This window comes from Mycobacterium sp. NGS58 (genome assembly GCF_059812385.1).
In genome coordinates, this window is sequence record NZ_JCALCO010000036.1 from 25,122 (window position 1) to 36,652 (window position 11,531).

Sequence of the window (11,531 nt, forward strand, 5' to 3'; positions counted from 1 at the left end):
CTTGTCATTTCACGCAGGGAATGCCGTCGGCGGTCATGCGTGAGAGGTTGGTAACGGCAGTTCTTGTGTGCCTGCGCCGGTTGCCGGCACCGTGGTGACGGGTGCCGCCGCGGTTGTGGCCGGCGATTCCGACGTGTAGTTGCGGTGATGGTCAAACCGGGAGAAATCGGTACCGACGGTCAGCTGCACCGTGTTGCGGGCGATGCTGTCGGATGCGGTCGCCGTTATGTCGTACTGGTCGGCGAGTTCGGTGGCAGCGATCTTGGCACCGGGTCCGTAGGCGATGCTGCTCGTCTCGCTGGTGGAGTCGGCGCTGCTGGTCTTGCCTTCACTGAATTTCCCAGTCGCTAACCATGTTTCGAGACTCGCTGCCTCGCCTTGCCGACCCGAGGCGTTGACCACGTCCAGCGCCACGCTGCCGGCGGTGCTCTGCGCGTCGCTGTCCAGTTCCGCAGGGGTGGGGCTGCCGGTCGAGGATGTGGTCGACGAATCGGTGCCCAGCAGGTTGTGCACGATGGAGCGGATCGTGGGTATATCAACGAAATTCACGTAGGCGCCGTTCGAGATTTCGCCGAAGCTGGTGACCGGCAGCGTGTACAGCGCGACTGGCCTGTTGGGGAACTCCAACGCGTTACGAACCACATCGTCGAAGTCGAAACCGGCGTCGACGGCGACGTTCTGCTTGGCGACGTCGAGGAGGGCGTGCAGTTTGGTGGGGTCCGATAACGTCCCACCGTGGCGCATCGCGCTGACCACCGAGACGATGAAGGCCTGCTGGCGCCGGCTGCGATCAAGGTCCGTGAATGCCGCGTCGTTGGGATCGCGGCGTTGCCGAACGAACGCCAACGCTTGAGCCGCGCTGATCTGTTGCATGCCCTTGTGAAAGTCCGCGCCGGAGTAGTAGCGATCCGAAGTGTCGGCGGCGAGGCACACCGTGATCGGTTCGACCACGCGCGCGAGTTGGAAGAAGCCTGCCAGGGTGATTTCGATGAAGTGATCGATCGGGATCTGCAAGAGACTTTTGACGGTGCTGATTTCGGCTTTGCGGCCCGCCTCCCGCGCCGTCTGTTCTCTAGTGGTGGAGTCTTGCCCTTGAACCGGGGTCGAAGTCGGCTGCGAGCCGGCGGATCCGTGGCCGGCCATCACGCGTTGGTAGGCGAAGCTGTAGGCCTCCTTGATCTTGCCGCGGCAATCCGAGGTCGGGCATCCGGCCAGCTCGACATAGTCGTCGCGGGGGATCGATATCGCCGTGGCCGGACCGTCGCCGGCGGGCAGGTGCACCACGATGAGCGCGTCGGAATCGCCGTCGGCGGAATCCTCATTGCCCGCGTGCAGCGCGTCGTAGATGTCGGGCGACAGCGGTTGTCCGTGCTGGTCACGACGGCTATCCAGCCCCATGATCAGGATGTTCTGTTCGCTTCCGGTCGACACGGGCTCACCGGCCAACGCCTCGGATTTGGTGATACCCGCCGAGGCGCTGCGGTAGGCGTGCCAGGCGATGCCGATTGCCGCCACCAGCACCAGCGATGTCAGCGCGGCCAGCATTTTGGCACCGGCCACCATCCGGTGGTTGCGGTGCAAGCGATTCCGGGGCCCGGCCGTCGGCGAATCCGATTCCTGCTCGTCGGGCGGGCCCGCTCGACGCGTCATGACAGAAATGAGAATAGCCAGGTAGCGGCCCATCAAACCAGGGAATGCCCAGGCCCTGCCTTCTGACCGGACGCTCGCTACGGCTTCGGCTCGACTTCCAACAGCCGCAATGGGTGCAAACCGTCGACGTTGCCGACGAACGGCGGGTGGATGCTGTAGCCGAGCATCCTGCGGATGTCATCGGACACCGCTCGGGCGATGTCGCGCGATATCGAAAGGGTGTAGGCCTCCATGGGCCGCAGCCACGGCTGGCAGTACTGAGCGGTGACGGCGAGGCGCTCCCGGTCTGTGTTGTTGGCGCCCCCACCGTGCCACAGCGTGCCCACGAAGAAGACGCACGACCCGGCGGGCATGACGACGGGAAGGGCTCGGTCGTCCGGACCCGGCCGGCGCTTTCCCCAGCGGTGGCTGCCTGGGTAGAGGACGGTGGCGCCGTTGTCTTCGGTGAACTCGTCGATCGCCCAGATCGTCGCGGCGGCCAGCGGGGCACGGGGACGGGGAATCGGGTAGAAGCCGTCGTCGTGATGCGCCAGTTGCGCGTCCTCGCCGGGGTGAATGTTGATGGCCTGCAACGCCGAAAGCAGGTAGTTGGGCATCAACAGCCGATCGAGCACCGCGAGCACCCGCGGCTCATCGACAAGCCGATCGCACACCCGCGTCCTGCTCAGCACGCTGTAGATGCGCTGGGTGCGCAGGCCCTCGAACGAGTTGCGTCCGGTGTGCCCCAGCCAAGGGCGCACGACGTCACGAATCTGCGAGCACTGCTCGGGGCTTAGTAGGTTCCTCCAGATGACATAGCCGTCGCGATCCAGGGCCGCCATGTCGGAGTCGACGATCGCGTCGTCCACCGAACTTCCACCCGTCGGCGTCCGCTTGTAACGCTGCGCCAGATCGCCACGTAGGTCCTCCAACGTGGTGACTGATTCGTCGTCGATGCTCATTCGTGCTCGTCCTTGCTCCACTGGCACTTGTGCCCACACTAGGCCGAGTTCGGGCAAACCCACACCCAAATCGCCGGCCGGTCAACCTCGAAGGCCGGTGATGAAGCGTTGCACGCTGCGGGTCAGCGACCGGGGCACGTGGTCGGGATCCATCAGGTCGTTCTCGGCCAGCGGGCCCGCCTCGTCGGCGACGGTGTGTTCGGTGAAGGGCTGCAACGTCTTGCCGTCTCCCCTAAGCGCCTCGATCGCCTTCAACACCGAGCTGTGTTCGCCGGTCGCCTCTTCGAACTCGCTTACCGAAACACCGAGGTGCTCTGCGATCAAATCGCTTCGTACCGAGGCGATTTCGCGGCGCAGGTCGTCATGCTCGGGGGTGGCCGACCCCGCCTCGATCGCGACGTCGCACTCGCTGTCGAACCCCATGGAGCGGTTATTGAAGTTCGAGGAGCCGATGCGCAGCAGCCGATCGTCGACTACCAGCACCTTCGAATGGACGTAGATCGGCGCGCCACCGTCGGTCACCGGCCAGTAGACGCCCAACCGGTGGTGCTCGTCGGCTTCCCACAGCAGTTGGATGAGGCGATGGCGGGCGCTGTCCATGGTTCCGCGCTCGAGCGGGTTGTTGCCCCTGCGGGCCAGCACGATGACGATCTCTGGGCCGTCATCCTCGCGCAGCCGCGCGGCAAGCGCTTCGGCGATGGTTCTGGACGCCAGGTATTGGTTCTCCACGTAAACCGTCTCGCGCGCCGCGGCGATGGCGGCCAGGTTGAGCGCTTCCACCTCCCGGACCTCGGGGCGATCCGCGAGCTTGGGCACGGTGCGCGCGATTCCGACGTCGACGTTGCGCAGGTTCGGTTCCAGCTTGCTGGGCCAGGCGCTGTGTTTGGGCTGTACCGGCGACAACGACTGCTTGGTCGCGGTCTGCCACCTGGCCAGGGCCTGCTCGCCCAGGGCCCGCGCCGCCGCACCGTCGACCGCCAGGCCGACATCGTGCCGCGGCCCGTAGCCGCGCCCCGTGGTACGGCGGTGAGGATTGTCATGCGCGTGCGCACGGGTGTCCCATCGCGCAAGCGTCAAGTCGATGCCGCCGCAGAACGCCACCGCATCGTCGATGACCACGATCTTCTGATGATGTACCGAACCGATTGGGTGAGCGCCGTCGATGGCGAGATGCATTCGCCTGCTGCTGATCTGGTTCAGCAGCGACACCGGGGTGAGGCCAAACCAGATGCCGTCGAAGGCGGGCAGGAGCCGCAGATTGGACTTCAGTAGGTAGATATCCAGACCCGGCCGTTTCCACAGCATCCAATACAGGAAAGCCCCCAGCTGGTTTGGCCCGGGAAGTGTCGTCTCGCCCCGCTCGAAGGTCACCCTGGAGTCGAAGTCCCAGCCGATCAGCATGATTCGATGGCGTGCGCGCAGCATCGCCGCCTTGAGGTGTTTGAAATAATCGGCGGCGTCGATGATGGGGGCGAACCGATCTGCCCGTGCCGTGCGCCAGCAGGTCTGGCCGGGAGTCAGAAGTCGATCGTCGTGCACGCCGGGGCTCTCAACGATGTTGATGGGACAGCGCGGACATAGCCACTGTGTACCACATCCGGGACGGCCGCCAGGTTTGGTGAGGAATCGCCACCGGCGGCTCAACTTGCCGTGCACAGGCGCAGGGGCTGGGCGGGACAAGCGCGCCGATCTATATGAGGATGAAGCGATGCGAATGCTGGTAGTGCTAGCGGGCTGGGCCGCCCTCATCGGTGCGGCGGCGCCGGCGTACGCCGACCCGGTCGGCACCTCGGGAGCCGATGCGAGCTTCATCACCGCGCTCAATAAGGCCGGCATCACCTATCAGGACCCCGCGGCCGCCGTCGGGGTGGGTAAGAGGGCCTGCGAACTGATGGATGAGGGCAGTCCCCAGGTCGAGGTCATCAAGAGCGTGTCGTCGAGCAATCCGGGGTTCACGGTGGATGGCGCCGCCCAATTCACGATGATCGCGGCGAGCGCCTTCTGTCCCCAGCACCTCGGACAACAAGTCACATCGGCACCGCCGCCTGCGCCGACGCCGCAGCCCGATCATTGACATCCCCATCATCACACCGGGTGCCGCGTATTCGCCGATATCGGGTTGTACCGCAACGGATTCGACCGAATCGGCCTATGCGGCCTCGAGTGTGAGCAGGATGCGTTTGGCTTCCACGCCCCCGAGATAGCCGCCCATCGCGCCGTCGCTGCGCACCACCCGGTGGCAGGGCAGCACGATCGGCAGCGGATTGGTGGCACAGGCGCTGCCGACGGCGCGGACAGCATTGGGATTGCCGGCCAGCTTGGCCACCGCGGCGTAGCTCGCGGTGTGGCCGTAGCCGATCTCGGGCAGGTGGCGAAGCACCCTGCTGCGGAATCCGGCCGAGAGCCGCCAGTCCAGTGGCACGCTGAATTCGTGACGCTCGCCGGCGAAGTACTCCTCGAGTTGCCCTGCGGCCGTGTCGAGGCGACCGGGGGCGAGCAGGATGCGTGGACTGATCCGGTCGGCGAGGCTCTGCAGGACGGTGTCGTGGCCCTCGCTGGCGTAGGCGACGCGGACCAGGCCGAGTTCGGTGGCGGCGATGAGCAAGGCGCCCACCGGGCCGTCTACCACGCGGTAGGCGATGTCCAGGATGCCCTCGGACTGCGCGGCGGAGGCGAGCCGGGCATGCAGTGCGCCGAGGTGGTCGGCGGTGGCGTCGGTGGCCCGCGTCAGGTCCCGGGTCAATTCGTGTTCGGTGCTCATCGGTCTGCTCCAATCCGGGTCGTGCCGGCGGCGGCGCCGGGGTACGTGCGTCTGAGGGTGGCGATGCCATCGGCGGCGGCGCGTCGGGCGGCGTCGGGGCTGCCGCCGAGGATGGCGGCGATCTCGACATAGGGCAGGCCGGCCAGATAGTGGTATGCCACCGCCTGCTTCTGTTTGGCGGGCAGCCGGGCCAGCGCGTCGGCGAGGTCGTCGTCCCTACCGGGATCGGCCGGGTCGGCGCCGTCCGGGATAGCGTCGGTCGGCACGGCGCGCCGCGCCCGGGCCCGGGCCAGGTCAATGGCTTTGTGGTGAGCGATGGTGACCAGCCAGGCCTCGACGTTGGCGTCGTCGGGCAGGTCCGGGTAGCCCCGTAAGGCGGACAGAAACGTCTCCGACCAGGCATCGTCGGCGTCGACCGCCCCGATGATGGCGCGGCACACCTGCAATACGGTTCGGCCGTGGTCGACGACCACCGCCTCGAACGGTCGTTTGGCTGTCACGCTGTGTAGACGTCTCGCCGGGGGACTTTGTGAGATACGCCCAGTGTCGACCACCAGGCGCCGAGCTGGGAGCGGCTACACCGACTGGAAGCTGCGTTCCACCTCGGAGCGGCTGCGAACCTCGTCGCTGCCGAGGACGTAGGTCGGCAGGGTGTGGGGGACCGTGGTGCCCCCCTTGACCCTGGCCTGGGCCTGCTGAAATTCCGGAGTAGGGCCGGATGCGGCGTAGATCCCGTTGATGATCGACCACACCGCGGTGCGACGAGCGGTACGTTCGACGATGTTGCAGTCGCGGTGCTGCAGCATCTGCTTGGCCCACTTCGGCATGGTGTCGCGGATGGCCCAGTCGACCGCCGCCTGCGGCATCGAGACGTTCGGACCAGTGCCCATCGCTTTGCCATGGGTGACAGCCAGTTTCGGTAAGTAGGACTCGAGGCACTCGAGCGTCTCGGCCTTGGTGGTCGGCAGGTCGGTGCCTCCCAGCGCATGCCCGACCCGGATGAACTCACCGTAGTAGCGGTCGAGTTTCCTGCCGCGCAACGGCATCGGGTGATAGAGCTCGTGCGCGGTAGCCAGGCCCCAGACGACCGTCGCGTAGTTCCACCGCAGCCACTCGGGGTCATCGGCGTCGTAGCGGGCACCATCGGGACGGGTGCCCTTGATGGTGTGGTGCATCGCTCGTACGGATTTCGCCAGGCGCTCAGCGGTTTCCGTCGAGCCGTATGCCGTGCCGATGAAGAATGCCACCGAGTGGCCGAGGCGTGTCGCGGCGCCTTCGGGATCGATCCGCGGCACCCGCGATATGGGGTTTCCGTCGCTGTCCCGCTTGATCAGCCGCGAATGGTGCATGCCCATCCAATAGATCGACGGGTCGAGGGTCTCCATGAAGGCGGCGCACTGCAGCCCGAAGATCAGCGCGGGCAGGTGCGAATGCACCCGCCACACGGCGCTGTCGGGACCGAACCAACCCGGATCGCCCACGGGCGCCGCGAACTCCATGCCGCGGAAAAAGTACCGCCGCATGTTGTCGTCCAACCGCTTGTTGATCATCTGGCCGACGATCTGGTGTGGCAGAAACACGACACACTCCCTGTGAAATTCTGGTCACGGCTGTAACCAGAATAGAGTTTTGGCTACAGGTGTGACAAGACCCGCGCCGTCTCGACTTACGCTGTAGGGATGTCGAGTCCCACCCGGTGGGCCGGTATACCGCTCAAGGACCGCCGCGCCGAGCGTCGCGCGCTGCTGGTGGAGGCCGCCTATCGGCTGTTCGGCAGTGGCGGGGAAGCGGCCCTCTCGGTGCGTTCGGTGTGCCGGGAATGCGGGCTGAACACGCGGTATTTCTACGAAAGTTTCACCGACACCGACGATCTGCTCGGCGCCGTCTACGACCTGGTGAGCGAGCAACTCGGCGAAGTGATCGAGGCCGCCATCGAGCAGGCGGGGGATTCGCTGGGCGCCCGGACCCGGGCCGGCATCGCGGCGGTGCTGGGCTTCTCCTCGGCCGATCCGCGACGCGGCCGGGTGTTGTTCACCGACGCGCGCACCAACCCGGTGCTGGCCGTCCGGCGCCGCGCCACGCAGGACATGCTGCGCGAGGGCGTGCTGACCGAGGGTTGGCGACTTAACCCCGATTCCGATCCGGTGGCCGCCGAGGTCGCCGCGGCGCTGTACACGGGCGCCATGGCCGAGCTCGCGCAGCAGTGGCTCGCCGGGCATCTGGGCACCGATCTCGACGTCGTCGTCGACTACGCCCTGAAACTGGTGCTGCGGTAGGAATGCGGTGATGAGCGGAATCGAACACGCGATGGACCCGGTCCGGCGCGTCCTCGCGCACAAGGTCAGCGTCGGCGCGCTGATCGAACTGGCGGTGTGGCTCGCGATCCCATACCTGTGTATTGGGTTCGCGTGGACGGTTTTTCACCCAGAGCAGACCCAGCGCATTCAGGCGCGCATCGAAGCCGTGTCGCCCACCGGCGCCGACGCCGCCGCCTTCGGGGTGGCCACGGTGCTGTGGCCGGCGGCGCTGCAGCTCGCCGATGCCTGCCCCGCGCCGTGAGCGACTTGCGGTGGGAATGCGTGCGCGATCGGACGATTTGCTCCTAGGCTCTCAGAGCATGTCCATCGACCGGTTCGGCCTTCTTGCGGGCACCATCCGACTTGCCTCTGGCGTTTCGTTCCTCGTAGACCCTCTGCGGGCAAACAAATTGTGGGGAGACCCGGACGAACCGACGCCGACGGCGCAACTGCTGTTGCGGTCGATGGGCTATCGCGACGCGCTGATCGGCGCCCTGCTCGCGGGGGCGGCGCTGCGCGGTAAGAACACGCGCGGCTGGTTCCTGGCCTCCGCCGGCGCCGACGTGGCCGACCTGGTTGGCGGGATGAGCGTGCACGACGAGCTGAAGCCGTCGCAGCAGATCATCGGCCTGGGCGGCGCGGCGGTCGGTGTCGCCGCCGGCCTCTGGGGTGCGGTGCGTCCTGCCACCCGCCGGGCGACCCGCGCGGTCGCCGAAGAACCCGCGCCGTGAGCTGAGCCCTCGAGCGAGCGAGCTCGCGCTGACAGGCGGGTTGTGATGCTGTTGACTGGGCATCATGGGTTTCGGTGTGCTGACATTTGTTACCGACGACGGCATTGGTCCAGTCGATTTGGGCAAGGCGCTCGAGCAGCGCGGATTTGAATCGCTCTTCCTCGCCGAGCACTCGCACATCCCCGTCGATGCCAAGACTCCCTACCCGGGCGGTGGCCCGATCCCGCCGAAGTACTACCGCACGCTGGATCCATTTGTGGCGCTGACCGCCGCGGCGGTCGCCACCGAACGACTCATCCTGGGCACCGGGATCGCACTGGTTCCCCAGCGCGACCCGATCCACACCGCCAAAGAGGTGGCCTCGCTGGATCTGGTGTCGCAGGGGCGATTTCGTTTTGGGGTGGGTGTCGGCTGGCTGCGCGAGGAAATCGCCAACCACGGTGTCGACCCCTCGGTCCGGGGGCGTGTCGTCGACGAGCGGCTCGACGCGATGATCGAGATCTGGACGCGCGAAAAGTCGGAATATTACGGCGATTTCGTGAACTTCGATCCCATCTTCAGTTGGCCCAAGCCGGTCCAGCAACCCCATCCACCGCTGTACCTCGGCGGAGGACCGGCGGGCTTCAAGCGCATCGCCCGGCTACGCGCGGGCTGGCTGTCCATGACGGCGTCGGCGGAGGAATTGTCTTCTCCGCTGGCGCAACTGCGTGACGTGGCCGGCCAGGATGTGCCGGTGATCCACTTCCACGGTGGCAAGCCGACGGCCGAGGAACTGGAGCGTTACCGCGATCTGGGTGTAGAACACCTCTTGGTGGACCTGCCGACCGAGCCTCGCGACGAGACGCTGCAACGCCTGGACGGCTTGCAGTCAGAGCTCGCCAAGCTGTCGTAAGGTCAAGTGCCGCAGAAGGTTTGATACTTGCCGAAGGTTTCGGGGGCGGGCTCCGCATAGCGCTCGAGGCCCGGCCGTTCCACATACGGTTCGGTGACGGCGGCGAGCAGTTGTTGCAGCGGGCCGAGCTCGCCGGCCGTCGCGGCGGCCAGGGCCTCCTCGACGAGATGATTACGCGGAATGTAGATCGGGTTGGTGCGATCCATCGTGTCGGCGTCGGGACCCAATGCCCGCCACCGCGTCAGCCACGCGTCGAAGCCCGCGAGGTCGGCAAACAATCCGCGCGCGGGTTCGGCATCGGATTTCTCATCCCCTCGCGCCGCGTGGCTGAGCCGGCGGAAGAACGATGTGTAGTCGACGTGGTTCTGCTTGAGCAACGCGAGCAACTCCTCGACGAGCACCGTGGCGAACTCGTCGTCGACGTCGGAGGACAAGCCGAGTTTGGCGCGCATCCCCGAGCTCCACACGGCGTCGTAGCGGGTCTGGAATATCGCGAATGACTGCTCCGCGAGTGCGATGGCCTCGTCTGTGTTCTCCGAGAGCAACGGAAGTAATGCCTCGGCGAAGCGCGCGAGGTTCCATCCGGCGACTACCGGTTGGTTTCCGTAGGCATAGCGTCCCCAGAAGTCGATCGAACTGAAGACCGTCTCCGGGTCGTAGGCCTCCATGAACGCGCACGGTCCGTAGTCGATCGTTTCGCCCGAAATGGTGGTGTTGTCAGTGTTCATCACGCCGTGGACGAAGCCGATCAGCATCCACCGGGCGATCAGCGAGGCCTGGACGGCAACCACCGCTTCGAACAATGCGAGATACGGGTTCTGCGCGTCGGCGGCGGCGGGGTGATGCCGGTCGATCGCGTGGTTGGCAAGGCGGCGCAGCAGGTCCCCGTTGCCGGTGGACGCGGCGAACTGGAAACTCCCCACCCGAAGATGGCTGCTGGCCACGCGGGTGAGCACGGCACCCGGCAGCGTCTCTTCGCGATGGACGGGGCGCCCGGTCCCCACGACGGCCAACGACCGCGTCGTCGGCACGCCCAGCGCGTGCATCGCCTCGCTCACGAGGTATTCGCGCAGCATCGGGCCTACCGCCGCCAGGCCGTCGCCGCCGCGGGCGAACGGGGTTGCGCCGGAACCCTTGAGGTGTATGTCGCGCAGCCGCCCCTCGCCGTCGACCAGCTCGCCGAGCAGCAGGGCACGCCCATCGCCCAACCTCGGAACAAAGCCGCCGAACTGATGCCCGGCGTAGGCCTGGGCCACCGGGGTGGCGCCGCTGGGCACCGAGTTGCCGACCAAGAAGCGCAACCCGTCGGAGCCGCGCAGCCAGCCGGCGTCGAGACCAAGCGTGTCGGCCAGCGGCTCGTTCAGCGCAAGCAGTCGCAATTCGGGGAACGTTTCCGCCTGCCAACGCACCGCCATCTCCGGCAGTTCGCGGAAGAACCGGTTTTGGAGAACAACGGTGGTATCCGGGGCAACGCTCATCTCATCGAGCCTACGGAAACCCGAAGGCGGGGCCGATGCGCTATCCGAGGGCTTTGCCGATGAGATCGCGGGCGCGGTCGAGCATGGACGCGAACGGCCCGAGAGCGAAGTTCAGTTTCGCCGATTCCACGCCGGGATGCGGGCGCGTCGGAGCGATCGCCTCGGCGGCGCGTACCGCCGCCCCCATTCGCTTGAGGTCGTCGGTGTCTACCTTGCGCTTCAAGACGGGGAACTCTTCGTCCTCCTCGTGCCGGGCGTGCTCGAGCACGGCGCCGCGCAATTTGGTGAGCTCTGCAATGAACTTGTCCGAGGTGATGTCGAGCTTCTCGATCGCCGACAGCAGTTCCTTCGCCTCGTGCTCCTCTTTGAGGCGGGCGTCGACGATGGCGTCACCGGCATCGTCATCCTCCCGCCGCACGCGCGGATGCACCACCATTTCTTCGGCAGTCTCATGGACGGCCAGCAGCTGGCGCAACGTCGCGAACGGCTCCTCGCGCGCTTTGGGATCCGTAGCGTGCAGCACTTGATCGAACATGTCCTCGATGAGGTTGTGCTGCGCTTTCAGGAACGCGACGACCTCGTCGGGTGATTCGATGATGAGGTCTGTCATCGCCGATACCTCCTGTGATGGGGGTGGGAAACGCACATTGGGCTGTGTACGGCTTGAACGAGGCATACCCGCTGCGCAACTGGTCAAACGACGCCCGGCCGCACGCGACGCTCTGCGCGGCCGGAGGCCATAATTGAATCCTCTGCGGCGCAACGTGTTTGCGTAGCAGGG

Annotated in this window: 12 protein-coding genes and 1 pseudogene; 5 read left to right on the top strand and 8 right to left on the bottom strand. The window is 66.4% G+C overall.

Annotated elements, in window-relative coordinates:
• Positions 1–4 precede the first annotated feature (4 nt).
• From AC5Y4H_RS24325 to AC5Y4H_RS24335, 3 genes and pseudogenes are all read right to left on the bottom strand, one after another.
• A pseudogene (locus tag AC5Y4H_RS24325) lies at positions 5–1,563 on the bottom strand (LCP family protein).
• Positions 1,564–1,727: 164 nt separating this feature from the next.
• Positions 1,728–2,591: a phytanoyl-CoA dioxygenase family protein gene (locus AC5Y4H_RS24330; protein WP_499986102.1), complete on the bottom strand. Its 864-nt coding sequence runs from the start codon at positions 2,589–2,591 to the stop codon at positions 1,728–1,730.
• An 81-nt stretch (positions 2,592–2,672) separates the two neighbouring features.
• Positions 2,673–4,130 carry a phospholipase D-like domain-containing protein gene (locus tag AC5Y4H_RS24335; protein ID WP_499986105.1) on the bottom strand — a complete coding sequence of 486 codons (1,458 nt, stop codon included), beginning with the start codon at positions 4,128–4,130 and terminating at the stop codon, positions 2,673–2,675.
• 169 nt (positions 4,131–4,299) lie between these two features.
• Here AC5Y4H_RS24335 and AC5Y4H_RS24340 point away from each other — a divergent pair, with 169 nt between their 5' ends.
• Positions 4,300–4,665 (top strand): DUF732 domain-containing protein, encoded by a 366-nt coding sequence (locus AC5Y4H_RS24340; protein WP_499986107.1) that lies wholly within the window; start codon positions 4,300–4,302, stop codon positions 4,663–4,665.
• A 75-nt stretch (positions 4,666–4,740) separates the two neighbouring features.
• On the opposite strand, the gene AC5Y4H_RS24345 is transcribed toward AC5Y4H_RS24340, so the two are convergent.
• The 3 genes from AC5Y4H_RS24345 to AC5Y4H_RS24355 all read right to left on the bottom strand — a co-directional run bounded on the left by AC5Y4H_RS24345 (position 4,741) and on the right by AC5Y4H_RS24355 (position 6,932).
• Positions 4,741–5,352, bottom strand: coding sequence for a methylated-DNA--[protein]-cysteine S-methyltransferase (locus AC5Y4H_RS24345; RefSeq protein ID WP_499986109.1), 612 nt, complete (start codon positions 5,350–5,352; stop codon positions 4,741–4,743).
• The gene (locus AC5Y4H_RS24350; RefSeq protein WP_499986111.1) at positions 5,349–5,852 is read right to left on the bottom strand and encodes an RNA polymerase sigma factor; all 504 of its coding nucleotides are present in this window, start codon (positions 5,850–5,852) and stop codon (positions 5,349–5,351) included. Before AC5Y4H_RS24350 ends, AC5Y4H_RS24345 begins: the two co-directional genes overlap by 4 nt.
• Before the next feature lie 75 nt (positions 5,853–5,927).
• Positions 5,928–6,932 (bottom strand): oxygenase MpaB family protein, encoded by a 1,005-nt coding sequence (locus tag AC5Y4H_RS24355; protein WP_499986113.1) that lies wholly within the window; start codon positions 6,930–6,932, stop codon positions 5,928–5,930.
• A gap of 99 nt (positions 6,933–7,031) precedes the next feature.
• Between AC5Y4H_RS24355 and AC5Y4H_RS24360 the strand changes: the two genes are divergently transcribed.
• From AC5Y4H_RS24360 to AC5Y4H_RS24375, 4 genes are all read left to right on the top strand, one after another.
• Positions 7,032–7,628, top strand: a complete 597-nt coding sequence (locus tag AC5Y4H_RS24360) for a TetR/AcrR family transcriptional regulator (protein ID WP_499986114.1) — start codon at positions 7,032–7,034, stop codon at positions 7,626–7,628.
• Positions 7,629–7,638: 10 nt separating this feature from the next.
• Positions 7,639–7,911 carry a hypothetical protein gene (locus AC5Y4H_RS24365; protein ID WP_499986116.1) on the top strand — a complete coding sequence of 91 codons (273 nt, stop codon included), beginning with the start codon at positions 7,639–7,641 and terminating at the stop codon, positions 7,909–7,911.
• Between the two features lie 58 nt (positions 7,912–7,969).
• A complete protein-coding gene (locus AC5Y4H_RS24370) occupies positions 7,970–8,380 on the top strand; it encodes a DUF4267 domain-containing protein (RefSeq protein WP_499986118.1) in 411 nt (136 codons plus the stop codon).
• 64 nt (positions 8,381–8,444) lie between these two features.
• A complete protein-coding gene (locus AC5Y4H_RS24375) occupies positions 8,445–9,272 on the top strand; it encodes an LLM class F420-dependent oxidoreductase (protein ID WP_499986120.1) in 828 nt (275 codons plus the stop codon).
• A gap of 2 nt (positions 9,273–9,274) precedes the next feature.
• On the opposite strand, the gene AC5Y4H_RS24380 is transcribed toward AC5Y4H_RS24375, so the two are convergent.
• Positions 9,275–10,750: a protein adenylyltransferase SelO gene (locus tag AC5Y4H_RS24380; RefSeq protein WP_499986122.1), complete on the bottom strand. Its 1,476-nt coding sequence runs from the start codon at positions 10,748–10,750 to the stop codon at positions 9,275–9,277.
• Positions 10,751–10,790: 40 nt separating this feature from the next.
• Positions 10,791–11,360 carry a hemerythrin domain-containing protein gene (locus AC5Y4H_RS24385; RefSeq protein ID WP_499986126.1) on the bottom strand — a complete coding sequence of 190 codons (570 nt, stop codon included), beginning with the start codon at positions 11,358–11,360 and terminating at the stop codon, positions 10,791–10,793.
• Positions 11,361–11,531 lie beyond the last annotated feature (171 nt).

What these genes read in the sequence shown, in the direction of transcription:
- AC5Y4H_RS24330 (WP_499986102.1), bottom strand. Translation starts at nt 2,591, where the DNA reads ATGAGCATCGACGACGAATCAGTCACCACGTTGGAGGACCTACGTGGC.
- AC5Y4H_RS24340 (WP_499986107.1), top strand. Translation starts at nt 4,300, where the DNA reads ATGCGAATGCTGGTAGTGCTAGCGGGCTGGGCCGCCCTCATCGGTGCG.
- AC5Y4H_RS24345 (WP_499986109.1), bottom strand. Translation starts at nt 5,352, where the DNA reads ATGAGCACCGAACACGAATTGACCCGGGACCTGACGCGGGCCACCGAC.
- AC5Y4H_RS24360 (WP_499986114.1), top strand. Translation starts at nt 7,032, where the DNA reads ATGTCGAGTCCCACCCGGTGGGCCGGTATACCGCTCAAGGACCGCCGC.
- AC5Y4H_RS24365 (WP_499986116.1), top strand. Translation starts at nt 7,639, where the DNA reads ATGAGCGGAATCGAACACGCGATGGACCCGGTCCGGCGCGTCCTCGCG.
- AC5Y4H_RS24370 (WP_499986118.1), top strand. Translation starts at nt 7,970, where the DNA reads ATGTCCATCGACCGGTTCGGCCTTCTTGCGGGCACCATCCGACTTGCC.
- AC5Y4H_RS24375 (WP_499986120.1), top strand. Translation starts at nt 8,445, where the DNA reads ATGGGTTTCGGTGTGCTGACATTTGTTACCGACGACGGCATTGGTCCA.
- AC5Y4H_RS24380 (WP_499986122.1), bottom strand. Translation starts at nt 10,750, where the DNA reads ATGAGCGTTGCCCCGGATACCACCGTTGTTCTCCAAAACCGGTTCTTC.
- AC5Y4H_RS24385 (WP_499986126.1), bottom strand. Translation starts at nt 11,360, where the DNA reads ATGACAGACCTCATCATCGAATCACCCGACGAGGTCGTCGCGTTCCTG.